General features: G+C 65.3%; 24 protein-coding genes and 1 pseudogene. 14 read left to right on the forward strand and 11 right to left on the reverse strand.

The features are described 5' to 3' along the window. The first annotated feature begins 37 nt into the window (after positions 1-37). Positions 38-1,114, forward strand: coding sequence for a Cj0069 family protein (locus tag ACVJ5M_RS34965; RefSeq protein ID WP_063984579.1), 1,077 nt, complete (start codon positions 38-40; stop codon positions 1,112-1,114). A gap of 22 nt (positions 1,115-1,136) precedes the next feature. Here the strand turns inward: ACVJ5M_RS34965 and ACVJ5M_RS34970 are convergent, their stop codons facing one another. Further along, a complete protein-coding gene (locus tag ACVJ5M_RS34970) occupies positions 1,137-1,964 on the reverse strand; it encodes an MBL fold metallo-hydrolase (protein ID WP_063984580.1) in 828 nt (275 codons plus the stop codon). A 93-nt stretch (positions 1,965-2,057) separates the two neighbouring features. Here ACVJ5M_RS34970 and ACVJ5M_RS34975 point away from each other — a divergent pair, with 93 nt between their 5' ends. After that, the gene (locus tag ACVJ5M_RS34975; protein WP_063984581.1) at positions 2,058-2,921 is read left to right on the forward strand and encodes a LysR family transcriptional regulator; all 864 of its coding nucleotides are present in this window, start codon (positions 2,058-2,060) and stop codon (positions 2,919-2,921) included. On the opposite strand, the gene ACVJ5M_RS34980 is transcribed toward ACVJ5M_RS34975, so the two are convergent. Both ACVJ5M_RS34980 and ACVJ5M_RS34985 read right to left on the reverse strand, forming a co-directional pair. Next, the gene (locus ACVJ5M_RS34980; RefSeq protein WP_063984582.1) at positions 2,918-3,679 is read right to left on the reverse strand and encodes a hypothetical protein; all 762 of its coding nucleotides are present in this window, start codon (positions 3,677-3,679) and stop codon (positions 2,918-2,920) included. The two genes, ACVJ5M_RS34975 and ACVJ5M_RS34980, sit on opposite strands and share 4 nt — an antisense overlap. A 15-nt stretch (positions 3,680-3,694) precedes the next feature. Beyond that, on the reverse strand, positions 3,695-3,883 hold the full coding sequence (locus ACVJ5M_RS34985; protein WP_014496746.1) for a hypothetical protein: 189 nt from the start codon (positions 3,881-3,883) through the stop codon (positions 3,695-3,697). A 255-nt stretch (positions 3,884-4,138) separates the two neighbouring features. On the opposite strand from ACVJ5M_RS34985, the gene ACVJ5M_RS34990 reads away from it, so the two are divergent. Beyond that, the gene (locus ACVJ5M_RS34990) at positions 4,139-5,113 is read left to right on the forward strand and encodes a DUF2336 domain-containing protein (RefSeq protein WP_063984583.1); all 975 of its coding nucleotides are present in this window, start codon (positions 4,139-4,141) and stop codon (positions 5,111-5,113) included. Here ACVJ5M_RS34990 and ACVJ5M_RS34995 read toward each other — a convergent pair. From ACVJ5M_RS34995 to ACVJ5M_RS35005, 3 genes are read right to left on the reverse strand one after another with little or no spacing between them, the layout of a single operon-like run. Further along, positions 5,110-5,454, reverse strand: coding sequence for a DUF1491 family protein (locus tag ACVJ5M_RS34995; RefSeq protein ID WP_063986550.1), 345 nt, complete (start codon positions 5,452-5,454; stop codon positions 5,110-5,112). The genes ACVJ5M_RS34990 and ACVJ5M_RS34995 overlap by 4 nt on opposite strands. A 57-nt stretch (positions 5,455-5,511) precedes the next feature. Beyond that, complete coding sequence (locus ACVJ5M_RS35000; RefSeq protein WP_063984584.1) at positions 5,512-6,228, reverse strand: peptidoglycan-binding domain-containing protein; 717 nt, start codon at positions 6,226-6,228, stop codon at positions 5,512-5,514. Further along, on the reverse strand, positions 6,221-8,092 hold the full coding sequence (locus ACVJ5M_RS35005) for a PAS domain-containing sensor histidine kinase (RefSeq protein WP_283018546.1): 1,872 nt from the start codon (positions 8,090-8,092) through the stop codon (positions 6,221-6,223). The genes ACVJ5M_RS35000 and ACVJ5M_RS35005 overlap by 8 nt, the downstream gene beginning before the upstream one ends. 409 nt (positions 8,093-8,501) lie before the next feature. On the opposite strand from ACVJ5M_RS35005, the gene ACVJ5M_RS35010 reads away from it, so the two are divergent. Continuing rightward, complete coding sequence (locus ACVJ5M_RS35010; protein ID WP_063984586.1) at positions 8,502-8,927, forward strand: DUF5330 domain-containing protein; 426 nt, start codon at positions 8,502-8,504, stop codon at positions 8,925-8,927. Positions 8,928-8,995: 68 nt separating this feature from the next. After that, positions 8,996-9,424 (forward strand): SufE family protein, encoded by a 429-nt coding sequence (locus ACVJ5M_RS35015; protein ID WP_028149946.1) that lies wholly within the window; start codon positions 8,996-8,998, stop codon positions 9,422-9,424. A 5-nt stretch (positions 9,425-9,429) separates the two neighbouring features. Here the strand turns inward: ACVJ5M_RS35015 and ACVJ5M_RS35020 are convergent, their stop codons facing one another. Then, a complete protein-coding gene (locus ACVJ5M_RS35020) occupies positions 9,430-9,846 on the reverse strand; it encodes a MucR family transcriptional regulator (RefSeq protein WP_063984587.1) in 417 nt (138 codons plus the stop codon). Positions 9,847-10,004: 158 nt separating this feature from the next. Then, positions 10,005-10,865: a hypothetical protein gene (locus tag ACVJ5M_RS35025; RefSeq protein ID WP_063984588.1), complete on the reverse strand. Its 861-nt coding sequence runs from the start codon at positions 10,863-10,865 to the stop codon at positions 10,005-10,007. A gap of 312 nt (positions 10,866-11,177) precedes the next feature. Between ACVJ5M_RS35025 and ACVJ5M_RS35030 the strand changes: the two genes are divergently transcribed. Next, positions 11,178-12,827: a glycosyltransferase family 39 protein gene (locus ACVJ5M_RS35030; RefSeq protein ID WP_063984589.1), complete on the forward strand. Its 1,650-nt coding sequence runs from the start codon at positions 11,178-11,180 to the stop codon at positions 12,825-12,827. 188 nt (positions 12,828-13,015) lie between these two features. After that, complete coding sequence (locus ACVJ5M_RS35035; protein WP_028153549.1) at positions 13,016-13,795, forward strand: class II aldolase/adducin family protein; 780 nt, start codon at positions 13,016-13,018, stop codon at positions 13,793-13,795. Positions 13,796-14,098: 303 nt separating this feature from the next. On the opposite strand, the gene ACVJ5M_RS35040 is transcribed toward ACVJ5M_RS35035, so the two are convergent. The 3 genes from ACVJ5M_RS35040 to ACVJ5M_RS35050 all read right to left on the reverse strand — a co-directional run bounded on the left by ACVJ5M_RS35040 (position 14,099) and on the right by ACVJ5M_RS35050 (position 18,764). Next, positions 14,099-15,493, reverse strand: a complete 1,395-nt coding sequence (locus ACVJ5M_RS35040) for a M20/M25/M40 family metallo-hydrolase (protein ID WP_063984590.1) — start codon at positions 15,491-15,493, stop codon at positions 14,099-14,101. A gap of 24 nt (positions 15,494-15,517) precedes the next feature. Next, complete coding sequence (locus ACVJ5M_RS35045; protein WP_187387766.1) at positions 15,518-16,801, reverse strand: glycosyltransferase family 87 protein; 1,284 nt, start codon at positions 16,799-16,801, stop codon at positions 15,518-15,520. A gap of 337 nt (positions 16,802-17,138) precedes the next feature. Further along, positions 17,139-18,764 (reverse strand): helicase HerA-like domain-containing protein, encoded by a 1,626-nt coding sequence (locus ACVJ5M_RS35050; protein WP_063984592.1) that lies wholly within the window; start codon positions 18,762-18,764, stop codon positions 17,139-17,141. 348 nt (positions 18,765-19,112) lie between these two features. On the opposite strand from ACVJ5M_RS35050, the gene ACVJ5M_RS35055 reads away from it, so the two are divergent. The 7 genes and pseudogenes from ACVJ5M_RS35055 (at position 19,113) to ACVJ5M_RS35085 (ending at position 24,272) form a co-directional block, all read left to right on the forward strand. Then, positions 19,113-19,478 (forward strand): hypothetical protein, encoded by a 366-nt coding sequence (locus ACVJ5M_RS35055; protein ID WP_063984593.1) that lies wholly within the window; start codon positions 19,113-19,115, stop codon positions 19,476-19,478. 24 nt (positions 19,479-19,502) lie between these two features. Beyond that, positions 19,503-19,910: a DUF4332 domain-containing protein gene (locus tag ACVJ5M_RS35060; protein WP_071915663.1), complete on the forward strand. Its 408-nt coding sequence runs from the start codon at positions 19,503-19,505 to the stop codon at positions 19,908-19,910. A gap of 228 nt (positions 19,911-20,138) precedes the next feature. Next, positions 20,139-20,999 carry a dihydropteroate synthase gene (gene folP, locus ACVJ5M_RS35065; RefSeq protein WP_063984595.1) on the forward strand — a complete coding sequence of 287 codons (861 nt, stop codon included), beginning with the start codon at positions 20,139-20,141 and terminating at the stop codon, positions 20,997-20,999. After that, positions 20,996-21,365, forward strand: a pseudogene (gene folB / locus ACVJ5M_RS35070) (dihydroneopterin aldolase). Before folP ends, folB begins: the two are co-directional and overlap by 4 nt. A 1-nt stretch (position 21,366) precedes the next feature. Further along, complete coding sequence (gene folK / locus ACVJ5M_RS35075) at positions 21,367-21,858, forward strand: 2-amino-4-hydroxy-6-hydroxymethyldihydropteridine diphosphokinase (protein WP_063984596.1); 492 nt, start codon at positions 21,367-21,369, stop codon at positions 21,856-21,858. A gap of 81 nt (positions 21,859-21,939) precedes the next feature. Next, the gene (locus tag ACVJ5M_RS35080; protein WP_063984597.1) at positions 21,940-23,811 is read left to right on the forward strand and encodes a methylmalonyl-CoA mutase family protein; all 1,872 of its coding nucleotides are present in this window, start codon (positions 21,940-21,942) and stop codon (positions 23,809-23,811) included. Next, complete coding sequence (locus ACVJ5M_RS35085) at positions 23,808-24,272, forward strand: GFA family protein (RefSeq protein WP_063984598.1); 465 nt, start codon at positions 23,808-23,810, stop codon at positions 24,270-24,272. Before ACVJ5M_RS35080 ends, ACVJ5M_RS35085 begins: the two co-directional genes overlap by 4 nt. Positions 24,273-24,282 lie beyond the last annotated feature (10 nt).

Here is a 24,282-nt window from a genome sequence, read left to right on the forward strand (position 1 = left end):
CAAGCTCTGCGCAGCACGCCATTCGTGGAGCTTGCGCATGGATACCGAACGCCACCCTCCTCTCCGCCCTACCGTTGCCATCCTCTCCCGCGGCGACGCTGCCGCGCGCCGGGACACGACGGCACAAAACAGCCGCTTCGTCCGCGTTTTCGAAGCACTCGCCGCGGTCGGCATCGAAGCCCGGCCGGTGATCTACGACGAGATCTTCGCCGACGCCGTCCGCGATCAACTGCTCGCCGTCGATGGCGTGCTCGTCTGGGTCGATCCGATCCATCAGGGCAAGACGCGCGAGGCCCTCGACCCGCTGCTTCGCGACGTTGCGGCGCAAGGGCCATGGGTGAGCGCACATCCCGACGTGATCCTGAAGATGGGCGTCAAGGACGTGCTCTACCGAACGCGTCATCTCGGCTGGGGAGCCGACACGCATCGCTATGACACCGCCGCAAGCTTCCGCGCCGAATTTCCTTCGCGCCTTCAGGCGAACGGTCCGCGCGTGCTCAAGCAAAATCGCGGCAATGGTGGCCAAGGGGTGTGGAAGGTGGAGGCCCTGCCCAACGCGGACGCCATGGTTCGCGTGCTGCATGCCCAACGCGGCAGTCTACCCGAGGACATGCCGCTCGATGCCTTGCTCGCCCGCTGCGAACCGTATTTCGGATGGGGCGGCTGCATCATCGACCAGGCGTTCCAACCCCGCCTGCCCGACGGCATGATCCGCTGCTACATGAGCGGCGCTGAGGTCGTGGGCTTCGGGCATCAATTGATCAAGGCGCTGATCCCGCCGCCGGAAGGCCCCGACGCACCTGAGGCGCAGCCGGGCCCACGGATCATGCACGGACCCGATGCTCCGCAATTCCAGGCGCTCCGAAGATCGATGGAGGACGAATGGACGCCGCAGCTGATGGACACGCTCGGCATCGACGAACCGTCGCTGCCGGTGATCTGGGACGCCGACTTCCTGTACGGGCCCCGCGACGCCGCCGGTACCGACACCTACGTCCTGTGCGAAATCAACGCGAGCTCATGCTTTGCGATTCCCGACGACGCGCCGGCGGCAATCGCCCGAACGGTGAAGCACCGCTTGCTCCGGACTCAAGCAGTGCGTTCGGGCGCATAACCGGCGGCCCGGCTTCGACACCCTAATGCGCAGCGCAGCGGCAGCTTTCATAGGCGACGGGATCGTGGCTGTTGACGATGCTCACGCGGTCGCCGTGGTTCAGCTTCAGCGCGCGCAGCCGCGCCTGGTTGGCGATCCGCATCTTGCGATCCATGTCGCCGCGGCGCTGGAAATAGCCGAGCATGAGCGGCACGTGCGGCGACGCGTCGAGCTGGCCGTGGTGGAAATAGCTGTCGCCGGCATGCAGCAGCCATTTCTCGCCTGATCGCACCGCGATGCCGCAATGGCCGAGTGTGTGGCCGGCGAGCGGGATCATCAGGATGTCGGCTTCCTTGTCGCCGAGCGCGCGCACGCCCTTGAAGCCGAACCAGTCCTCGCCGGCCTCGCCATAGAATGTCCAGCCCGGCCCATGGCTCCACTGCCCCGTGACATAACGCCCTTCGGGCGGCGCGGGCTTGCGCAGCACCGCCATGTCGTATTCGGCGCGGTGGACGTGGATCGCGGCATGGGGAAAGTCCGGCACGCCGCCGGCGTGGTCGCGGTCGAGATGCGTCAGCAGCACGTGGCGCACATCGCTGGGCGAGTAGCCGAGCGCCTTCACCTGCTCGACCGCCGTCTCCGCCGGATCCAGCCTCGGCGCGGTCTGGCGCAGCCATCGGCCCCCGAGCCGATCGGGCGTTGCGATATCGCCGAGACCGATGCCGGTGTCGACCAGAGCGAGTCCGTCCCTCGTCTCGACCAGCAGGCAATGGCAGACCAGGCGGGCGCGCTGGAACAGGCCGCCCGTGCCGTTCACAAGGCGGCGGCCCATGGGGCACATCGTGCCGGTGTTGAGGTGCTGGATCTTCATGGCGCGTTCCTGCTGTTGTGAGCAGGGCGTTCTTGCCACCGGGCGATCTATAGGTAAAATATTGAATATTGATACTATCTCTAGGCATATCCTATGGACATCCGCGAGCTTCGCTACTTCGCAGCCGTGTACCGCGAGCGCAATCTGACCGCGGCGGCGCGGGCTTGCTTCGTGTCGCAGCCGTCGATCTCGACCGCGATCACCCATCTGGAGGCCGAGCTCGGCACCACCCTGTTCATCCGGCACAAGAAGGGCGTCGCGCCGACCGCCTCAGCCGAGCAGTTTCATGCGCTGGCCCGCCGCATCATCGACGAGGCGGACGCCGCACGCAGCCTGTTCAGGAAGCCGAATACGAAGACCACCGTCACGCTGGGACTGATGCGCACGCTCGACATACCCCGAACGATCGCGCTGCTGAAGCCGCTGACGGCGCGCACCGACATCGCGCTCCGCCTCGTCGGCAGCGACGAGCGCGCCGATGCGCGCATCATCTCGAAGAGCATGCTCCGCGCCGACGAGCATTTCGTCGCGCTGTGGAGCGAGCGCTATGTCGCCGCACTTCCGCCCTCGCATCCGCTGACGCTGAAGGAGAAGCTGCGGACCGCCGATCTCGCCGGCGTCCCTCTGATCGACCGCTGCCATTGCGAGCAAAGCGAATTCTTCGGTCGGAGCTCACAACGAAGGCAGACCGCGGCGATCGCGCAATCGGAGGATTGGGCGATGGCGCTGGTCGCGGCCGGCGTCGGCATTGCCATCGTCCCGGAAGGCGTGGCGCGCGGCAACCCTGATGTCGCGGTGCGCGAGATCGAGGTCAGGGTCAAACGCGAGGTCGGCCTCGCCTACCGCGCGTCAGAGCCGCTGGCGGATGCGCTGAAGGAGTTTGTCGGGAAGCTCCAGAGGCAGCGGCGAAAGCCGGATCGGACCGGCCCACGGCGTAACAAGCGCAGGAAGTCCTAGCCCTTCGTGACCACGGCGCGCCCGTAAGGCGGCTGCGCCGCGACCGGCGGATTGGCGGTCTGGGCTGCGAGTTCGCCGATCAGGCGGTCGGCATCGGCGGCCATGCCGTCGGGCGCCTGGATCACCAGACGCTCCAGCGCCCAGCGATAGGACGAGACGCGCTGCTCGAGGCACAGCTGCACCCACTGGATGATCAGCGAGTTCTCCTGCATGCGCGCGACCGCATCGTCCCTCTCCCTTGGCGAGAGCTCGGAGACGCGCGCCATGGTCGCATCGCGCTTCCTGTCGAGATCGATGACGCGGATCGCGGAGCCGAAGAACGGCTCGAAACGGGTGATGTCGTTGCGCACGTCCTCGATCAGCTGCGCATAGCGCGATGAATGCGAGCGATGCGGCTCGTCGATCAGCGTGCGCCCATACATGGTGCGGTCGAACACGACCTTCTGCTGCCAGGGCGACGGCAGCGCCCTGTAGTCGCCGAATACGCTCTTCCAGGCGGGCCGCGACAGCGGCGGCTCGATCATGGGATAGGCGAGATCGCGAAGCTGGCGCTCCGCGTCGGTGAGCTGGAATTGGGACGACTTCAGGCCGACGCTGCCGGTGGCCTCGGCCCCGAGCCAGCGATGCATGTCGTCGCTGCGCATGTCAGCGCGGGTGCGGCCGAAATCGCCGCCGCTGCACGCGCCGAGCGTCGCACCGACGAGTGCGAGCAGGACGGCCGTTACGACAGGCCGGATCTGGCGGATGGCATCCGGCATTGCAAAAGCCGGATGCTAGCGGCGACGACGACGGCGCCCCGGCGCTGTGCCCTGCTCCGGCCCGCGATCGCCGCTGGTTTCTTCCGTCTGGCGCTCGATGCGGATCACGGGGAGGATCAGAATCGTTCCCGTTTCCGTACGCGGCGTGGCATCCCCCGACGAGCCTGCCCGGCGACCGGCCGGAAATTCGATAATGGTCCCCATATCAGCTCTCTATCAATTGCCGCGCGACCGAGCGCGCTGGTGCAACGTGCGTTCATTAAGATCAGTTCATGGTTAACGGGGTGTAAACGCGCCTTCCGGACCGTAACTTCACGGGCGGCCTCCCGCGTCCCGTTGCGGGACGACAACACCTGAAATGATGGGGTCGACTTCACGCCTCGTTTTCCTTAACGAGCCTTTAAAGGAACCTGCGTTAGGCTCGCGGACGAGTATCTTTTCCAGGTCGCGTATCTCTCCATGACCAAGTCGCTGTTTCCCGGATTCGACGGGCTGATGAGCCTCTCCCGTCGCGAAGGCGTTGATGTTCGCCCGACGCTGCTGCGCGTGCTGACGGACCTCTATGTCCAGGCGCCCACCCACAGCGACGACGAGCAGCGCCAGTTCATCGAGCTTGCGACGCGGCTGATCGACCAGGTCGACGATGCGACGCGCGCGGCCGTCAAGGCGAAGCTTGCGATCTATCCGCAGACGCCCGTCCCGGTCCTGCAGAAACTCGGGCTGGTTGCGACCCAGGAAGGCCGCAGGGTTCCGCTCGCGCGCGAAATTCGCAGCTCCCCGCAGGCGGCTTCGCCAGCTCGCACGCCGACCGACGCCGAGTTGCGCATGGCCGCCAACATGGCGATGCAGCCGAAGGAAGCGGCCGAGATCCACGACATGTTCTTCCGCGCCGATGCGACCCAGCGCGCGCTGGTCCTGCACAATCTGGCGCAAACCCCGCTGAAGGCCGCGCCGCGGATTCCGACCGTGCGTGCCAAGCGCGCGCTCCAGATCCTGGAGATGGCGGCAATCGCCAACGATGTCGAGAATTTCACCTACGAGCTCGGCGACAGCCTGATCCTGCCCTCGCGCGTCGCAGCCCAGATCGTCGACGATGCCGGTGGCGAAGCGCTCGCAATCGCCGCGCGCGCGCTCGACATGCCGAGCCCGAACTTCCAGCGCATCCTCCTGTTCTTCAAGCCGGAGATCGGCACGTCGGTCGATGCGGTGTACCGGTTGTCGCGGCTCTACGACCGGCTCAGCGACCGCTCCGCGCTGGTGATGCTGGCGGCCTGGCGCGGCTCGACGCTCGCAGTCACGCGCGCAAAATACCAGTCGTCGCTGCATGACAGCGAACGCCAACGCCCGCGTGCGGGCGCCAGCCAGACCCGGCCGGGCGTGCAGCCGGGCTCGGCGCCTGCGGTGCGGACGGGCACCGACGGATCGGACCGCTAGGTCTTCGCCAATTCGAGGAAGTGACGACCTTTGCGGTCCTCGGTCTCGACGATCCAGGCGTCCGGATCGAAGCGGATTTCCTTGGTGAGGCGCTCCTCGACCGCTGGCTCAGGCATCGGCTGCGCGGCAAGTGGCACGAAGAAGCGATCGACCGGCCGGCCGTCGTCATAGACGGTCTGCGGCGCCGGTACGTACAGCATCGCGTTGCCGTCGAGCAGCGACACCTTCACGAATACCGCGCCCGCCTCCTCGGCACCGCGACGACGCACCGCCCCGAACACGCCTTCGGTCTGGCACCGGCGCAGGTAGGCGGAAACCCAAATGTTTGATTTCAAACGCATGAAGAGCACGATAGGCCAGTGCTGCAATCAGCACCAGCCTTCGCACAACAATGACGCTTATTCGACGGGGTGGCCGATCGCGGCTCCGAGCTCGCGCAGCAGGCGGTCGGAGACCTGACCCGTCACCTGCATCTTGTGCTCGCGCTCGAATTTCTGGATCGCGGACTGCGTCTCTGCGCCCATCGTGCCCGTGATCTTCAAATTGCCATAGCCGTATTCGGATAGCGCGCGCTGCACGCCGGCGATACGCCGCGCGGCCGGACTCTGCGCGACGGGAATCGGCGCCGGCGGACGCGCGATGGCGACGGATTGCGGCGGCGCCGACGTCGTTTGCTTGACCAGATTGGTCATCGGATCGCCCGCGCGCGGCGTCGATGCCGTCGCCTCGACCGGCTTCTCGGGGGCCTTCTCGGCGGCGCGCTCGACAGGCTTGGGCTCGGCGCGGAATTCCGTCGCTCTCGGCTCCAGCGGCGAGGTATCCGCGCCGACGGGGCGCGGACGCGGCAAGGGGTTCGACAGCGGCACGGACGACGGCGCGGGAAGATTGATCACGGTGCCGAACATCGGCGCCGGATGCCGGCCGGTCTGAAGGAACAGCGCGTTGGCAACGATCGCGCTGACTGCGGCGACGGCGACGAGACCGGCCAGCGTGTCCTTGGGACTGTGCAGCAGGATGCGCATCGCAAGATTGCGCTCGGTCTCGACATCGATGACCGCGGCCTTGGCGCCACGGCGGCGCGGAGCGGCTTCGTCCTTGGCAGACTTCTTAGGCACTTTTCTTCACCAGAGCTGGTTGGTCGTGAGATTGGTCCTGAAGCTCCTGGCGCGGCACCGGCGTCAGCGTCGCGATCTTGCTCTCGGCCGCCATTCTATCGGACGTCTTGGCCTGCGGCGGCGTGTAGACGAGCGGCAATCTGACGGTGACGGAGGTGCCCTCGCCGAGCCTGCTTTGTACAGTCAATTCGCCGAGATGCAACGCCACCAGACTCTTCACGATCGAAAGCCCGAGACCCGTGCCTTCGTGACGGCGCTGATAGGTCTTCCCGGCCTGGAAGAACGGCGCACCGATGCGCTTGAGATCATCGGCCGCAATGCCGACACCGGTGTCGCTGATGCGCAGCGCGAGCTGCGATCCGGACACCGCGGCCGATACGGCGACCTGACCGCCGCGCTCGGTGAACTTGATGGCGTTGGCGACGAGATTGAGCACGATCTGCTTGAAGGCGCGCGGATCGCCGGTCATGACAGGCAGGTCCTGCGGCGCATCGGTGATGAGGTCGATGCCGTTCTCCCGCGCCTTCAGCGCCAGCAGATTGCAGCAATGCATCAGAGAGGCGCGCGGCGTGAACGGTTCCGACGCAATCTCGAAATTGCCCGATTCCATCTTCGACATGTCGAGGATGCCGTTGACGACCGACAGCAGATGCTGGCCGGAATCGTTGATGAGCTGGGCATATTCCTTGCGTTGGGCCGCACCCAGCATCAGGGTCTGCTCCTGCGCGATCATCTCGGAGAAACCGATGATGGCGTTGAGCGGCGTGCGCAGCTCGTGGCTCATGGTGGCGAGGAAGCGGGTCTTGGCAGCATCGGCCGCTTCCGCGGCGCTGCGCGCCTGATCGAGCGCCTGCTCCGCGAGCTTGCGATCGGTGACGTCGCGCATCACGCCGACGACTTCCGCCTCGCGCGTGGCATCGCCGTCAATATCCTGGCGGCCGATATCCTGGTCGAGCGGCCGGCAGCGCATCTCGACCCAGATGAAATCGACCTGGCCACGCTCCGATCCGGCCGGCTCCCGCCGCAGCCGGAACTCGACGCTGCGCACGTCGCCGCGCGCGGCATCGGAGAGCGCGGTGAGATAGGCCGGACGATCGGCGACATGGACGCGGTCGAACAGGCCGTGGCCGAGCAGCTGCGCGACGGGCATGCCGAGCATGGCTTCCACCGCCGGCGAGATGAACTGCACCGCGCCGTTGCGCCGATGCCGCGAGATGACGTCGCTCATGTTGCGCGCCAGCAGCCGATAGCGCTCTTCCTCGCGCAACAGCAGTGCAACGCTGGTGCGCGCGAGCGATTCCGCACCGAAGGCGAGGCCCGCGGCATAGAGCGTCGCCGAGGCGACGCCGAACGCCATCAGCACGCCGCGTTGTGCGGCGCTGGCGTCTCCAGCCGGAAGCCAGCCGAGCTGGCCGGCAAAGATCAGGACGCCGGCGCAGGACAGCGCAAGCAGGGAGGCAAAGGCCGCGACGCGGCGCGAGGCCGACAACGCGGCTTCCAGGGGAACCACGACCAGCCAGATCGCAGCGAATGATTCGATGCCGCCGGTGGTGCCGGCAACCGCCATGATCAGGCCGGCGAGCGCCAGCGACGACAGCACATGGGCGCCTTCATAGCGGCCGGTGCGCGACAGGAACCATGACAGGAGAATGGGGGCGATCAGCCACGCGAAGGCGGCGACCTCGATCGCGCTCGGCACGCCGCGCGTGGCGAGATAGACCGGGAATGCGGCAAACGCGGCCAGGCTGCCGAGCAGCCGCGGCGCCATGAAGGCGCGATGGCGCGCTCGCGTCAGCGCGTCGTAACGCGCGGAGGGATGCAGCAGTGCATCGAGACAATCGCGGATGATACTCAAAACTGTCACGGGTCTCGCGCTTCGGCCCACTCGTCGAGAAGACGCGCCGGAACGCCTCCTTATCGTTGAGCCACCGTGTCAGAGCGACCTTAAACGAGTGCTAAGGCAATGCGGCCCGCCGCCGGACACTGTGTCATCGCGGAGATTTTTAGGCGATTTGACCACGTCATCATCGGGGATGGTGAACACAGGGTTTCACCAGTCCCCGCATGGTTTCGAATTGGTGGACAAGCGGCGCCACCGGAATCACGGGGCTCCGGCGTCAATCGAAAATTTACGACGTGGCGGTTCGGGAAGATTCTTGCGTAGATTTTCCGCGAATTAAGCGGAAGGCAATCACTTGCGATTTATCGAGAGTTGCTAGGTCCGGCGCCTCGCGGGCATCGCCGCGGCGGGATCTAACATACAGGTCGATAAGATGCGCTTTCTGCTCCGCATCACATTCTGGCTCGGGCTGGTGCTGGTGCTCCTGCCGCGGGACAAGACGCCCGAATCGGAGAAGCTGCCGCAGATCGGCGCCGCCGATGCGGTGCAGGCTGCGACCGCGGCCGTCTCCGACGTGACCCAGTTCTGCAAGCGCCAGCCGGCGGCCTGCGAGGTCGGCGGCCAGGCCGCGACCATCATCGGCCAGCGCGCACAGGACGGCGCGAAGAAGATCTACCAGATCATCAACGACAAGAAAGAACAGCTCGAGAAGACCGACAAGAAGGCGCCCGATCATACCGGCTCGATCGCGCTGGCCGGCGAAGGCGATGCCGCCTCGGGCGAGGCGCCGCGCGACACCCTGAGCCAGGACGACCTCGCGCTGGAATGGCGCGGCCCTGCGGCGGCGCCGGCGAATTAGCGGCCAAACCCTATCGATTTCGCCTCCTCGCATCCTTATATTGGCCTGAACGGGAACATTGGGCCAGCATGACGACGATCGACGAAATCAGGGACAATTTCGAGCTCCTGGACGAGTGGGACGACCGCTACCGGTACGTCATCGAGCTCGGCCGCACCCTGGAACCGATGCCCGAATCCGAGCATTCGGCCGAGAACAAGGTGAATGGCTGCGTCAGCCAGGTCTGGCTCCAGAAGCTGGTCGATCGCGATGGCGGCGCCCCGATCCTGAAATATCGCGGCGACAGTGACGCCCACATCGTGCGCGGGCTGGTCGCGATCGTGCTCTCGCTTTACTCCGGCCGCACGCCACAGCAGATCCTTGCGACCGACGCGATCGCGGTGTTCAACGAATTCGGCTTTCGCGATCATCTGACGCCGCAGCGCTCCAACGGCCTGCGCTCGATGGTCGAGCGCATCAAGACCGACGCGAAAGAGGCGCTCGCGGAAGCCACCTGAAGCGGTTACTTCCGCTTCCGCTGCTGCTGTCCCAGTCCCATCTGCTTTGCCAGTTGCGAGCGCGCCACCGCGTAGTTCGGCGCGACCATGGGATAGTCGGCCGGCAGGCCCCATTTCTCGCGATATTGCTCCGGCGTCATGTTGTACTGGGTGCGCAGATGGCGCTTCAGCGACTTGAAGCGCTTGCCGTCTTCCAGACAGACCAGATAGTCCGGCGCGATCGACTTCTTCAGCGACACCGCCGGCTTGGCCGGCTCGAGCGGCGCGGTCTCGGTGCGGCCTGACGAGACGCGCACCAAGGCGCCATGCACCTGGCTGATCAGGTTCGGGATATCGGCCGCCGGCGTCGGGTTGTTGCCGACATAGGCGGACACGATGCTCGCCGTCAGCTCGATGAAATTCTTAGCCCCGTTATCCGACATGGGCCCGACCTTTCCCTGACCTTGCGTCTCGCCGGAGAGACGACGCCTAAGTATTCCGTGTCAACAATACATTCGGCCGAAATAAGACGACTGACGAATATGAGCTGATTACTGACGAAGTGACAAGAACGATGGCGCTCTACTTGGACGCGGCGGCCTCAGGACCGCTGGTCGAGATGGGCGCGCAGTTCGTCGATCGAGGCGAAGCGCATCATGCCTTCCGGCATCTGCGCTTCGATCGAGCCATCGGAATAGAGCGAATAGGCCATGCCGTCGACGATACCCGATTTGAGCACGGTCACGGGCGCCTGCTCGACCGGCGTCGGTTCGGGGGGAGGCGGCGGCGGGCCGGGCTCGGTAAAGATCGACGGGGAGCGCGGCGGCGGGCGACGCCCGGCGGCCGGCGGTTCCGGTGGCCGCATACGGTCCGGCCTCGGCCAGGCATCGTCGAAGCTCGCCGGCTGACTCTCCGGGCCGGCCGGTTCCGTGGGCTCGTCATGAGGCTGCGGCGGCAAGCTCTCTGTCGCCTTCGCCTCCGCGCGCTCGCGCTCCTTGCGGGAGGACGATGCGAACAACAGGTTGCGGCGGCGCGGCGCTTCCGGAGCCGCAGGCGGTGTCGGAGCTTCCGGCTCCGGCGGCGGTTCGGCGCGCGGCCGCTCGCGCGCGGCGGCCTCGCTCTGCCACGGCGGCAGACCCGCGGCCGGTGGTGGCTCGGTTTTCGTCGCCGGTGCCGGGAACGGCTCGGACACTGGCGCGCCAGGCACCGCGAGGCCCGGCAGCACGGGCCTGACCCGAACCTCGGCCGGCGCGGCCGATCCGGCCAGCCGGCGGGCGATGCCCTTCAGTTCCACGACCACGACGTAAAGGCCGGCCAGTAACATTCCGGAGCAGACGCCAATGGTGCCGGAGATTATGAGGGTGCTACCGAGGCTGGCCTCCCTAACGGTGAAGCCGAACAGGATCGTAAGGAGGCCCGCCAGGACGGCGAAAATCCCCACAATCAACAATGCCAAGCTCATCGAACTCACCCCTGGTCGCGCAGCCGTGCGCGACACCCGTTACGCCACGATACCGTCATACGGTGTTCCACGCCAACGGCGAATTAGAGCCTGCGTTCCTAAAGGGAAGGATATCAGGGACTTATTCACATTCCCTTCAGCTACCACCCGCTACTTCTAACCTGCTCTCAACTGTCTGGATTTGCTGCGTCGCATCAGGATTTTAGCCATAATGCCCAATTACTTGGTAATGGAACTGCGCTATAGGGATTCCGGGGAAGTGGCCCGCGGGCACCAGCAGGGCCAAGAGGGGATTCCGGGTCACCAATAGCCATGACATCCATCACGACTTCGGCGATCGACACGCCTCTGCGGCGCTCGGTTGAACGGACTTGCGACGATCTCGCCATGCTGGTGCTGGCTGCGGTCGCCGTCATTGCAGGCTTGACCTTCCGCGACTACGGGCTCGGCTGGGACGATTACACCCACGCTGAATATGCCGACCTGCTGCTGCGCATGTTCGGTTCCGGCTTCAGGGACACCGCGGCGCTCTCTTTCGCGAATCTCTACATGTATGGCGGCGGCTTCGACATGGTCGCGGCTCTCCTGCACAAGGTCATTCCGCTCGAGCTGTTCGAGACGCGACGCATGCTCGGCGCCATGGTCGGCGTGATCGGGCTTGCGGTGACGTGGCGGCTCGGCCGCCGCATCGGCGGGCCCCTTGCCGGTCTTGCCGCGCTCCTGCTGCTCGCGCTCTGCCCGATCTTCTACGGCCACATGTTCATGAACCCGAAGGATGCGCCCTTCGCGGTGGCCATGATCATCCTGATGCTGGGCCTCGTCCGTCTCGCCGAGGAATATCCGCAGCCGTCGCCGCGCACAATCCTGATCGTCGGCCTGGGTGCCGGCCTCTCGCTCGGCTGCCGCGTCCTCGGCGGCCTCGCACTGGTCTACGCCATGATCGGCTTCATGCCGCTGTTCCTGGAGGAGCTGCGCACCGAAGGCGCCCGCGAAGCAGCCCGCCGCTTCGCCCATGTCGTCTACGTGCTGCTGCCCGGCCTCGTGTTCGGCTATCTCGTGATGGGCCTGATCTGGCCGTGGTCGATCATGGAGCCCGGCAATCCCTTCGAGGCCCTGACCTATTTCTCGCACTTCTTCGAGAAGCCCTGGAAGGAGATGTTCGACGGCGCGATCGTGTCCGTGCCCGACATGCCCTGGTCCTATCTGCCGACGCTGTTCGCGCTGCAGCTTCCCGAGGTGATGCTGGTGCTGATGGGCGGCGCCGTGGTTAGCACCTTCGCGATGCTGCCGCGCCGCGAGGTTCCGGCGCGCCGCAAGACCATCCTCTTGATGCTGACGCTGGCGGCGACCCTGCCGCTCGCGATCGCGATGGTAAAGCGGCCGGCGCTGTACAACGGCATCCGCCATTTCGTCTTCGTGATCCCGCCGATGGCGGTGCTCGGCGGCGTCGCCTTTGCCTGGGCCATGGAGCGCCTGCGCACCAACCACCGCACCTGGCAGCCCGTCGTGCTCGCGACCTTCTGCTTCGGCCTCGCGCTGTCGCTGGCCGAGATGATCCGGCTGCATCCCTATCAATACACGCACTTCAACCACATCGCCGGCACCGTGCGCGGCGCCGACGACCGCTTCATGCTGGACTATTGGGGCCTTGCGCTGAAGCAGGCCTCGGACGAATTGCGCGAGCAGATCGTCGAGCGGCAGGAAGTGGCGCCGGGCAACCGCAAATGGAAGGTCGCGGTGTGCGGTCCGCAGCGCCCGGCCCAGGTCGCGCTCGGGCCCGACTTCACCATCGGCTGGGATTCCAACGCGGCCGATTTCGCGATGACGCTCGGCGAGTTCTACTGCAAGGGCCTCACTGCGCCCGTGATGGTCGAGATCAAGCGCGACGACGTGGTGTTCGCCCGCGTCTACGACATCCGCGGCCGTAGCATTTCCAGCCTGCTGTCGATCCCGGCGCCGTAATAATTTTCTCCGGGAGCTTTCGGGAAGGCGCCCCCCATTTCGCGGAGCCTGTCATCGGGCGGCGCTTCGCGCCGACCCGTTGGCTCCATGCGGGCTACGCGTGGCTGCTGCGATTTGACCGCCTTGCCGCCAGCCTCACCCGCGACTACGCTCCCTCCCCGCAACAACGATGTTCGGAGAGATAAGCCATGTCGCCAGCGGAAGCGCGCCTGAAGGAAGTGCCGTCGAACATGACGGAGGCGGAGTGGCAGCAACGGGTCAATCTCGCCGCCTGCTACCGCCTCGTCTCGCTGTACGGCTGGGACGATCTGGTCGACACCCACATCTCCGCCCGCGTGCCCGGCCCCGACCATCATTTCCTCATCAACCCCTACGGACTGATGTTCGACGAGATCACGGCATCGAGCCTCGTCAAGGTCGACCTGCACGGCAACCAGCTCTCCGAGAGCGAGTACAGCATCAACCCGGCCGGGTTCACCATCCATTCGGCGATCCACGAGGTGCGCGAGGACGCAATCTGCGTGCTGCATCTCCACACGCTCGACGGCACCGCGGTGTCGAGCAGCGCGGAAGGGCTGCTGCCGCTGAACCAGACCGCCCAGCTCGTCACCCACGACCTCGCCTATCACGACTACGAGGGCATCGCGCTCGATCACGACGAGCGGCCGCGGCTGCAGAAGGACCTCGGCGACCACAACCACATGCTGCTGCGTAACCACGGCACGCTGACGGTCGGCCGGTCGGTCGCCTCCGCGTTCGAGCGCATGTACCATCTCGAGCGCGCCTGCTCGATGCAGGTGCGCACGCGCGCTCTGGGCACGCCGGTCTACCCGGTTGAGGAGATTGCGATCGAGAAGAACACCGAGCTGCTCGCCAACCGCGACCGCGCCGAGCTGCGCGCCACCAACCTGGTCTGGCCGCCGCTGCTGCGCAAGCTCGACCGCGAGCTTCCGGGCTACCGGTCTTGAGATTTTGCGGATTTGGTGTAGGGTAGCGTTCAATGAACCTCTACGCCTTTTGGAATGAAACGCCGCCCAATTCCGGGCGGCGTTTTTATTTGCGCCGTCATTGCGAGGAGCGAAGCGACGAAGCAATCCAGACTGTGCCCGTGGAGGGATTCTGGGTTGCTTCGCTACGCTCGCAATGACGAGGAGAGAGTCTTCGTAGGGTGGGCAAAGCGACTCGTCCGCCGTAGCTCGAAGAGCGAAGGCGATCGCGGAGAGATGGTGGGCACGGCGCTTTGCGCCTTTGCCCACCCTACGGCACCGCGCCTATGTCACGTCCGCGAGCGCAGCGAGGATCCGCGCCCAGGAGCGGATGCCCTTCTGGAAACTCCGCAGGTCGTATTTCTCGTTCGGCGAATGGATGTTGTCGTCGTCCAATCCGAAGCCGACCAGCAGCGAGTCGAGCCCAAGCGTCCGCTTGAAATCGGCGACGATCGGGATCGAGGCGCCCGAACCCATCAGCACGGTCTCCTTGCCCCACTCCTCGGTCAGCGCCTTGCTGGCGGCGGCGAGCGGTTTCATGTTCCAGTCGAGCGCCACCGCGGGCGCGGCGGAATGATCGCCGAACTCGACCTTGCAGTCGCCCGGAAGCCGCGCCGCCACGTAGTCGCGAAAAGCCTTGCGGATCTTCTGGGGGTCCTGCCCCTCGACCAGGCGGAACGAGACCTTGGCCGAGGCGTGCGACGGGATCACCGTCTTGGAGCCTTCGCCGATATAGCCGCCCCAGATGCCGTTGACGTCGCAGGTCGGACGCGACGAGGCCTGCTCGATCAGCAGCCGGCCCTTCTCGCCGGCGGGGATCGACAGACCGATCGGCTTGAGGAACATCTCCGGCGTGAGGTTCAGCTTCTTCCACTGCTCCAGGATATCGGGCGGCAGATCCTTCACGCCGTCATAGAAGCCGGGGATGGTGATGCGGTTGTCGTCGTCGAACAGGCCGCCCAGGATTTTCGTCAGCACCCGGATCGGGTTCATGGCGCTGCCGCCGAACACGCCGGAATGCAAATCGCGATTGGCGGCGGTGATCTTCAGCTCTTCATAGAGCAGACCGCGAAGCGACGTCGTGATCGCGGGCGTGTTGCGGTCCCACATGCCGGTGTCGCAGACCAGCACGTAGTCCGCTTTGAACTCGTCCTTGTTGGCCTCGATGAACGGCACGAAATTCTTGGAGCCGACCTCCTCCTCGCCTTCGATCAGGAAGGTGATGTCGATCGGCAGCGAGCCGGTCACTTTCTTCCAGGCGCGGCAGGCCTCGACGAAGGTCATGACCTGGCCCTTGTCGTCCTCGGCGCCGCGCGCGACGATGATCTTGCGGCCGTCGGCGTGGTCGGTCACGGCAGGCTCGAACGGCGGACGGTGCCAGAGATCGAGCGGATCGACCGGCTGCACGTCGTAATGGCCGTAGAAAATCACATGCGGCCGTCCGCCGGCCCCGGTCTTGCCGACGATGGCGGGATGGCCGGCGGTCGGGCGCACTTCAGTGGCGACACCGAGGCTCGCGATGTCCTTGGCGAGATGCTCGGCCGCGGCCTTGCAGTCGGCGGCAAAAGCCGGATCCGCAGAGATCGACTTGATCCGCAACAGCGAGAACAGACGCTCCAGGCTGTTGTCAAAATCCTTGTCGATGTGATCGAGCACCGATTGAAGCTGCGCATTGGCCATGGTCGTATTCCTGACTTTTGAGTCTCAAGAGGTACCGGGTTTTAGCGCTGCCGCAGCCTCGGAGCCAGCCGCAACCGGCGGATGCCGGATGTGCCATGCGAGGCTACCCGCAAGAATGGCGGTCGCGACAAGGTTATTGCCCCAGGCCTGGATGACATTGGGAAACCACGGCAGCGACAGCAGCATGAGGATGCCGGCGGCGCCCAGCGCGAGCCAGGTTCCCAGCCGCACGTTCGGTCGCGCGTCGAAGGCGGCGCGATGCATCAGCACCGTCATCGGGAAGAACAGCCACATGAAGTAGTATTGCCGCGCCAGCGGCGATGCCACCGTCATCAGGCAGAACAGGATGCCGAGCTCCTCCGCATCCGAGCGCGCCGTTCGCCGCGCTTGCGACGGCATCACCGCGAGGAAGCCGAGCCCGAGCAACGCCGATAACGCCAGCACGATCAAGTTCGCCGTCTTGTAGTCGACGTCGATGACATTCATCGTGCGCGGTGGCTTGCTGGGATCTTCCTGATTGTAGTTGATCGGGCGGACCAGGCGATGCGTGACGGCAATCAGCGACTGGTTGACCCACGACCAGTTCTGCTCGTCGCGCTGGCCAAAGCCCTTTTCCGAGCTCGTGCCGACCATGCCCTGATACCAGGTCTTGAGCTCGGCCGCGTTGCGCTCGAAGCCGCGGATCGGTGCAGGCACGACATAGAGAAGGATGCCGGTGAAAGCGACCGTCGCGACGGTGGCCGCCCACTTCCTGCGCCAGATCAGATAGGGCAGCACCGCGATCGGAAACACCTTGATGGCGGTGGCGAGCGCGAACAGGAAGCCTGCGAGCCAGGAGCGCTGATGCTGCAACGACCAGAAGCCCCACAGCATCATCGCCAGCAGCACGAGGTTCGGCTGGCCGAGGTCGAACATGTCGAACACGAAGGTCACGGTGACGATGGCCGGCAGCGCTTCGAGCCACGGGCCGGGCCTGCGGCCCGATCCCGTCATGGCATTGGAGAAGTTGCCCGTGTACCACCATGCCACCACGTTCAGGATCGACAGCACGACATAGAGCGGGATCTTGCCGAACCAGCTCGGGATCGCCAGCAGGATCGCCGGCAGCGGTGGATAGATGAATTCGAAATACTCGCCGATCTCGTCGGGATAGAGCGACCCGCCGTGCAGCACCTGCTGTCCGGCCCAGTACCACAGCCCATAATCCTTGGTCTTGCCGTGGCCGAATATCTCGGGAACGAGCACGTCGGCGGTCAGGAGGACGCAGCAGATCAGGAAGAGCAGATCGAGCGGCGCACGTAGCGACAAGGCTCTGTGCGGGCCAAGTTTGTCTGATAGATTCGGTGATGTCACATTATGTCCCGTCGGCAACAAATAGCACGTAGCAGACCGACGGACGCTTGGAGAACCCCCCTCACCTGAATTTATGGTGTTCGGCCTCGCCCGGCGTGCGGGGCAATCGCATCTAAACACTCGCGAGATCTCGTCATGCCCGGGATTGTCCCGCCTGCGCGGCCGAAGCCGCTTCGGCGAGGCGAAGGCCCGGGCATCCAGGTTCTTAGAGCTGCAAGTAAGGCGTGGATGGCCGGGACAAGCCCGGCCATGACGCTGTGGAGGCTTGGTGCCTCAAACCTGGCTTCTCTGCCTAACGACGCAGCAGCCCGCCGAGCGCGCCTCGCACCAGGGTGCGGCCGATCGAGCCACCGAGCTGGCCGGCGACCGATTTGCCGAGATTGGCCGCCATCCCCCCGATCACCTGGTTGGTGACCGATCGCGTCACGTCGCGCGCAATGACCTGGCCCGCCGACAGGCGGCCGCGCTTGACGTTGGTGCCGAAGATGGTGCCGACCATCGAGCCGATCTGGCCGAGAATGCCGCCGCCACCTCCGTCGGCCGCACCGGCATCGGCAGTCGCAGCCGTGCCGGCAATCCGCTTCTGGATCATCTCGTAGGCAGATTCGGCATCGACAGCGGTGTCGTATTTGCCCTTCACCGGGCTCGCATCCATGATCGCCTTGCGCTCTTCCGGCGTGATCGATCCGATGCGGGCCGATGGCGGCCGGATCATGACACGCTCGACCATCGTCGGCGTGCCGTTGCCTTCGAGGAAGGACACCAGCGCCTCGCCCTTGCCGAGCTCCATGATCACCTTGGCGGTGTCGAGCTTCGGGTTGGGCCGGAAGGTCTGGGCCGCTGCGGCGACCGCTTTCTGGTCGCGCGGGGTGAAGGCACGCAGCGCATGCTGCACACGGTTGCCCAATTGCCCGAGCACGCGGTCGGGCACGTCGACGGGGTTTTGCGTCACGAAATAGACGCCGACGCCCTTGGACCGGATCAAACGCACCACCTGCTCGATCTTGTCCATCAACGCCTTCGGCGCATCGTTGAACAACAGATGTGCCTCGTCGAAGAAGAACACCAGCTTCGGCTTCGGCAGGTCGCCGGCCTCGGGCAGCTCTTCGAACAATTCTGACAGCATCCACAGCAGGAATGTCGCGTAAAGCCGTGGACTCTGCAGCAGCTTGTCGGCAACAAGGATGTTGACCATGCCGCGGCCGTCGCGGTCGGTCTTCATGAAGTCCTTCAGCGTCAGCGCCGGCTCACCGAAGAATTTGGTGCCGCCCTGGTTCTCGAGCACCAGAAGCTGGCGCTGGATGGTGCCGACGGTGGCCTTGGTGACGTTGCCAAAACCCTGGGCCTCCTTCTTGATGTCGGCAAGCGGGCTTTCCTCGGCGTCCGCCCCCTTCTTGCCGGCATCCGGCACGATGGCATCGAGCAGCGCGCGCAGATCCTTCATGTCGATGAGGGTCAGCCCGTTGTCGTCGGCGACGCGGAAGGCGACGTTGAGCACTCCTTCCTGCACGTCGTTCAGGTCGAGCATGCGCGCGAGCAGAAGCGGCCCCATCTCCGTGACGGTCGCCCGCACCGGATGGCCCTGTTCGCCGAACACGTCCCAGAACACCGTCGAGAACTGGTCGGGCTGGAACGTCAGCCCCATCTCGGTGGCACGCTTGACAATGAAATCCTTGGCCTCGCCGACCTCGGAGATGCCGGAGAGGTCGCCCTTGATGTCGGATGCGAAGACCGGAACGCCGGCGCGCGCAAATCCTTCCGCCATGACTTGCAGCGATACCGTCTTACCGGTCCCGGTTGCACCCGTGACGAGGCCGTGTCGATTGGCAAGCGCCAGCGTCAGCCATGCCTGCTCGTCTCCCTTGCCGACGAAGATCTTGTCGTCGGTGTCGCCGAGCTTGCTGTCCTGTGCGGTCATGCTTCTCTCTGATCTCTCTGCCGTGTTTCGCCTATTGAAACTCGAATGCACCTGCTCCGTAGTTTAACGCATGTCGCGTGCGGATTAAAACCGTTCAACGCGCCCCGAGCATGCGACATTGTCGGAAACATACCGCCGACATCAGCCGAAAGTAGGAATGACGCGTTCGCACCGCGGCAATTTTTCGCTGAATCCATCTCCGCTCTTGCATCGTTGCAACACTTTTCGCGCCTTCGAGAGTGAATCGGAACCTTGCGTACGTTCATCGCTTGTATTTCACATCGCTCCGGATCAAGATCATTTCGGAAGCAATACTCGGGCATGCAAACCGGCTGAGGGGCGGGCCTTATGGACGAGCTGATCGGGCGGCTGGCGTCGAACGCCAGCATAGATGGTGCTGTGGCTGAAAAGACCGTCGGCATTATCCTGGGCTTCCTCCGCAGCGAAGGTCCTTCCGAGAACGTCGAAGCGCTGATCGATCAGATTCCCGGTGCAGAAGCGGCGATAGAAGCGTCCAGGAGCGGCGGCGGACTGTCGCGGCTGATGGGCGGCGGCCTGATGGCCGTCGGCACGCGCCTGATGGGCCTGGGACTTGGCATGTCCGAGATTCAGAACGTTGCCCGTGAACTTTTCCGCTACGGCCGAGACAAAATCGGAGCGGATCAGATGGGCAAGATCATCGCGGGGACGCCGGGCCTCAGCCAGTTCGCCTGAGCGACGCTTTTCATATCGAGCATCATGACATATCCGATCTCCGAGATTGAGGGCCTGCCAGCCTTTGCCGCCAACAAATTGAAGGCGCAAGGAATCCGCACGACCGACGCGCTGCTCGAGGCGGCCTCGACCGTGAAGGGTCGCAAGGCGCTCGCCGCCAAGACCGGCATCAGCGAGCAGCAGTTGCTGGAATGGGCCAACGTCTCCGACTACATGCGCATTCCCGGGATGGGCCGGGCCAAGGTCGGCCTCGTCCGCGCCGCCGGCGTCACCACCGTGCGCGAGCTCGCTTATCGGAATCCGGCACGGCTGGCCCAGAGCATGCGGGAAGCCAACGTGAAGAAGAAGCTCGTCCGCATCCTGCCCTCGGAAAAATCGGTCGGCGACATCATCGCCAAGGCGAAGAAGCTGCCGCCGAAGATCACGTATTAGGGCATCTCCCTCGGCATACGACCTGCCGCGTTAGCTCTCGGTGTCATACCCGCGAAGGCGGGGTATCCAGTACGCCGCGGCTCCTCCGTATCACCGCACGGCCTCGGAATACTGGATTGCCCGCTTTCGCGGGCAATGACAGCGGAGGCGATCGATGCTCCGCGAACACATCGACATTCGCCACCTCCCACCTTGAATCCCCCCTCCCCGACCGCTAAAGCGGGCCGCATGAATGCCTCGCCCTCCCCATCCGTCCCGCCGGCCGGCTCGGCCGGGCCCGACGTGCTGCGGACGCTGCTGGAGCGGCCGATTCCGGCAGTGATGGGCGTGCTCAACGTCACCCCGGATTCCTTCTCCGACGGCGGCGAGTTTATCGCGCCCGAGCTGGCGCTTGCGCGGGCGCGGGCGATGATCGAGGCCGGCGTCGACATCATCGACATCGGCGCCGAGTCCACCCGGCCCTACACGGGCGCCCGGCCGGTGACGGCCGCGGACGAGCTGGCCCGGCTGAAGCCGGTGCTGTCAGGCGTGGTGGCGCTGGGCGTCCCCGTGTCGATCGACAGCATGAAGGCTGAAGTCGTAGCCTTTGCGCTCGACCAAGGCGCTGCGATCGCCAACGACGTCTGGGGCCTGCAGCGCGACACCGGCATGGCACAGCTCATCGCCGCGCGCGGCGTCCCCGTCATCGTCATGCACAACCGCGAGGCCGTCGATTCCGCCATCGACATCGTCACGGACATGAAAGCGTTCTTCCTGCGCTCGCTCGATATCGCCGCCAAGGCCGGCATCGCGCGCGACAAGATCGTACTCGATCCCGGCATCGGCTTCGGCAAGACGGCCGAGCAGAGCATGACCGCGCTGGCGCGGCTGCGCGAATTCGACATGTTCGGCCTGCCGATCCTCGTTGGTGCCTCGCGAAAACGCTTCATCGCCTCGGTGTCGCCCTCGGAGCCGAAGGAACGGCTCGCCGGCTCGATCGCTGCGCATCTGATCGCCGCACAGCGCGGCGCCAAAATCATCCGCACGCATGACGTCGCCGAGACCTTGCAGGCCCTGCGGGTCGCGAATGCAATCGAGAGCAAGCAATGACCGATACGATCTTCGTCACCGGCCTGTCGATCCACGCCCGCCACGGCGTGATGGATCACGAGACCGAAGTCGGCCAGCGCTTCGTCATCGATCTCGAGCTCTATACCGATTTGTCGGAGCCGTCGCGCAGCGACCGGCTCGCCGATACGGTGTCCTATGCCGAAGTCGTGGCGACCACGACGGCGGCGTTCAAGAACACCAACTACAAGCTCCTGGAGCGGGCGGCCGGCGCGGTCGCCGATGCCATCCTGTCGCACTTCCCCGCGCATCCGCGCCGTGAAGATCACCGTGCACAAGCCGCATGCGCCGATCGCCGCGATCTTCGACGACGTCGGCATCATGCTGACGCGCTCGCGGCATCCTTGATATGGCGAGCGTGCTGATCGCACTCGGCGGCAATGTCGGCGATGTCCGCGCGACGTTCCGGAAGGCGATCTCGCACATCTGCGGCATGGCGCAAGCCGCGCTGATCGCGCGCTCCTCGGACTATGCGACGCCGCCCTGGGGCGACGAGGACCAGGATCCCTTCATCAATGCCTGCGTCGAGATCGAAACCAGCCTCGATCCGCATGCGCTCCTGTTCGTGATGCATAAGGTCGAGCAGAAATTCGGCCGCACACGGAACAAGGAGAGGCAATGGGGCCCGCGCACGCTCGATCTCGACATGATCGCCTATGACGATGTCAGCTTGCAGAAACCCGACCTGACCTTGCCGCATCCGCGCTTGTTCGAGCGCGCCTTCGTGCTGGTGCCGCTGGCCGAAATCGCGCCCGACCGCGTGATCTCAGGCATTCGTGTGCGTGACGGGCTTGCCAGCGTCTCGACGCAAGGCATTGAGCGGCTTCCGGATACCGGTTAACCAAAAACAACCGTTTGCAGCGACGGCCGGCCGTGGCAATTTCGCCCGCGAACAACAAGATTTTTGGGAGCCCTTGGCCGTATGACCTCCGTGACTGACGACCTGCCGCTGGCGGCGGATTTCCCCAAGGCCACGGTCGACGACTGGCGCAAGCTGGTCGACGGCGTGCTGAAGGGTGCGCCGTTCGAGAAGCTGGTCGGCAAGACTTATGACGGCCTCAAGATCGACCCTCTCTATCCGCGCGCCCGGGGCGTTGCGCCCGTGGTGGGACGGCCTGCCGCCGCGCCGTGGCAGATCATGCAGCGGATCGACCATCCCGATGCGGCGCTCGCGAATGCGCAGGCGCTGACCGATCTCGAAAATGGCGCGACGGGTCTCGCGCTGGTGTTCGCCGGCGGCAGTGGCGCTCACGGGTTCGGGCTGGAACCTTCGGCCGATGCGGTCGCAAAGGTCTTCAAGGATATTCATCTCGATGCCGGCATCGGCATCGAGCTCCAGATCGGTCCGCAATCGCGGATGGCGGCGATCCATGTCGCGGAATATGTGAAGAGCAACGGCCTCGATCCCGCCGCCTGCAACATCCGCTTCGGGCTCGATCCGCTTGCGGCCGGCGCGGTGTGGGGTCACAGCCCCTACACATGGGACGAGATCGTTCCGGCCGTCACCGGCGCCATCAAGGGGCTCGCCGCGCTCGGCTTCAAGGGACCGTTCGCGTCCGCCGACGGGCGCGTGATCCACGATGCCGGCGGCTCCGAGGTGCAGGAGCTCGCGTTCGTGCTCGCCTGCGGCGTCGCCTATCTGCGCGCGATCGAGGGCGCCGGCGTTCCGCTGGAGCAGGCGCAGGACATGATCTATGCGCGGCTCTCTGCGGATGCCGACCAGTTTTTGACAATGGCAAAATTCCGTGCACTGCGGCTGCTGTGGGCGCGCATCGAGACGGCGTGCGGGCTGACGCCGAAGCCGCTGTTCATTGCCGCCGATACGGCCTGGCGCATGCTGGCGCAGCGCGATCCTTACGTGAACATGCTGCGCGCGACCATCGCGACATTCGCGGCCGGGCTCGCCGGCGCCAATGCAATCACCGTGCTGCCGCATACGCTGGCGCTCGGGCTGCCTGATCCATTCGCGCGGCGCGTGGCGCGCAATACGCAAGCCCTGCTGCTGGAAGAAAGCAACCTCGCCAAGGTCAGCGATCCCGCCGCCGGCGCGGGCGGCATCGAGACATTGACCGCACAGCTTTGCGACGCCGCCTGGGTGCTGTTCCAGGACAGCGAGAAAGCCGGCGGCGCCTTCGCCGCGCTTCAGCAAGGTCTGTTCCAGAGCAAGGTCGCGGCCGCGCGAAAGGCGCGCGACGCCAACATCGCAAAGCGCCGCGACGTGCTGACAGGCGCCAGCGAGTTTCCCAACCTGCATGAGCGCGAGACGGCGGTGCTGACGGCGACGCCGGTCAAGCTCGCTCCCTACGGCGAGCAGAAATACAAGTTCGATGCGCTGCCGCCGATCCGGCTGGCGGAACCGTTCGAGGCGTTGCGCGACAAATCCGATGCGGCGCTGAAGGCGCGCGGTGCGCGGCCAAAGGTGTTTCTGGCCAATCTCGGCACGCCCGCCGATTTCACGGCGCGGGCGACCTTTGCCAAGAGCTTGTTCGAGGCCGGCGGCATCCAGGCCGTCGACAGCGAGGGCTTTGCCGATCCGGCCAAATTGGCCGCCGCATTCAAGGCCTCCGGCGCCGAGCTCGCCTGTCTTTGTTCCAGCGACAAGGTCTATCCGGAACACGCCGACGCCGCGGCGAAGGCCCTGCAAACGGCCGGCGCGCGACTTATCTATCTGGCAGGCCGTCCGACCGATGCCGAGGCGGCGCTCCGTGCGGCCGGCGTCACGGGTTTTGTCTTCGCCGGAGGCGATGCGCTTGCGACACTGCAAGACGCCTACCGACGGATGGAGCAGGCATGAGCGAGGCGGGCAAACCAGTTTTCACCGGCGGCTGCCAATGCGGCGCGGTGCGCTTTGCGATTTCGGCAACCCCCAACCGGGTTTCGATCTGCCATTGCCGGATGTGCCAGAAGGCGAGCGGCGCGCCGTTCGCGTCCTTCGCCGACATCAACCGGACGGATTTCGCCTGGAGCAAGGGGCAGCCGGCGTTCTTCCGCTCCTCCTCGATCGCTGATCGCGGCTATTGCGCCGCCTGCGGCACGCCGCTGAGCTTTGGCCGCATCGACGGCGACCGGATCGAGATCATGACCGGCGCCTTCGACCGGCCCGACCAGTTGGTGCCGACGCGCCAATACGGAACTGAATCCCGCCTCGGCTGGGTGGTCGGAATCTCCAATTTGCCGAGCCAGACCACGCAACAGAATTACGGACCGGAGAAGATGGCGACCATCGTCAGCCATCAGCATCCGGATCATGATTGAGCGTTTATGA

Source organism: Bradyrhizobium sp. S3.7.6 (assembly GCF_054061875.1).

Excerpts from the sequence above, each read along its gene's own strand:
- ACVJ5M_RS34990 (WP_063984583.1), top strand. The coding sequence starts at position 4,139 with ATGACCAAGTCGCTGTTTCCCGGATTCGACGGGCTGATGAGCCTCTCC.
- ACVJ5M_RS35080 (WP_063984597.1), top strand. The coding sequence starts at position 21,940 with ATGACCTCCGTGACTGACGACCTGCCGCTGGCGGCGGATTTCCCCAAG.
- ACVJ5M_RS35040 (WP_063984590.1), bottom strand. The coding sequence starts at position 15,493 with ATGGCCAATGCGCAGCTTCAATCGGTGCTCGATCACATCGACAAGGAT.
- folP (WP_063984595.1), top strand. The coding sequence starts at position 20,139 with ATGAATGCCTCGCCCTCCCCATCCGTCCCGCCGGCCGGCTCGGCCGGG.
- ACVJ5M_RS34970 (WP_063984580.1), bottom strand. The coding sequence starts at position 1,964 with ATGAAGATCCAGCACCTCAACACCGGCACGATGTGCCCCATGGGCCGC.
- ACVJ5M_RS35030 (WP_063984589.1), top strand. The coding sequence starts at position 11,178 with ATGACATCCATCACGACTTCGGCGATCGACACGCCTCTGCGGCGCTCG.
- ACVJ5M_RS34965 (WP_063984579.1), top strand. The coding sequence starts at position 38 with ATGGATACCGAACGCCACCCTCCTCTCCGCCCTACCGTTGCCATCCTC.
- ACVJ5M_RS35010 (WP_063984586.1), top strand. The coding sequence starts at position 8,502 with ATGCGCTTTCTGCTCCGCATCACATTCTGGCTCGGGCTGGTGCTGGTG.
- ACVJ5M_RS35060 (WP_071915663.1), top strand. The coding sequence starts at position 19,503 with ATGACATATCCGATCTCCGAGATTGAGGGCCTGCCAGCCTTTGCCGCC.
- ACVJ5M_RS35020 (WP_063984587.1), bottom strand. The coding sequence starts at position 9,846 with ATGTCGGATAACGGGGCTAAGAATTTCATCGAGCTGACGGCGAGCATC.
- ACVJ5M_RS34980 (WP_063984582.1), bottom strand. The coding sequence starts at position 3,679 with ATGCCGGATGCCATCCGCCAGATCCGGCCTGTCGTAACGGCCGTCCTG.
- ACVJ5M_RS35025 (WP_063984588.1), bottom strand. The coding sequence starts at position 10,865 with ATGAGCTTGGCATTGTTGATTGTGGGGATTTTCGCCGTCCTGGCGGGC.
- ACVJ5M_RS35035 (WP_028153549.1), top strand. The coding sequence starts at position 13,016 with ATGTCGCCAGCGGAAGCGCGCCTGAAGGAAGTGCCGTCGAACATGACG.
- ACVJ5M_RS35055 (WP_063984593.1), top strand. The coding sequence starts at position 19,113 with ATGGACGAGCTGATCGGGCGGCTGGCGTCGAACGCCAGCATAGATGGT.
- ACVJ5M_RS35085 (WP_063984598.1), top strand. The coding sequence starts at position 23,808 with ATGAGCGAGGCGGGCAAACCAGTTTTCACCGGCGGCTGCCAATGCGGC.
- ACVJ5M_RS34995 (WP_063986550.1), bottom strand. The coding sequence starts at position 5,454 with ATGCGTTTGAAATCAAACATTTGGGTTTCCGCCTACCTGCGCCGGTGC.
- ACVJ5M_RS34985 (WP_014496746.1), bottom strand. The coding sequence starts at position 3,883 with ATGGGGACCATTATCGAATTTCCGGCCGGTCGCCGGGCAGGCTCGTCG.
- ACVJ5M_RS35015 (WP_028149946.1), top strand. The coding sequence starts at position 8,996 with ATGACGACGATCGACGAAATCAGGGACAATTTCGAGCTCCTGGACGAG.
- ACVJ5M_RS35050 (WP_063984592.1), bottom strand. The coding sequence starts at position 18,764 with ATGACCGCACAGGACAGCAAGCTCGGCGACACCGACGACAAGATCTTC.
- ACVJ5M_RS34975 (WP_063984581.1), top strand. The coding sequence starts at position 2,058 with ATGGACATCCGCGAGCTTCGCTACTTCGCAGCCGTGTACCGCGAGCGC.
- folK (WP_063984596.1), top strand. The coding sequence starts at position 21,367 with ATGGCGAGCGTGCTGATCGCACTCGGCGGCAATGTCGGCGATGTCCGC.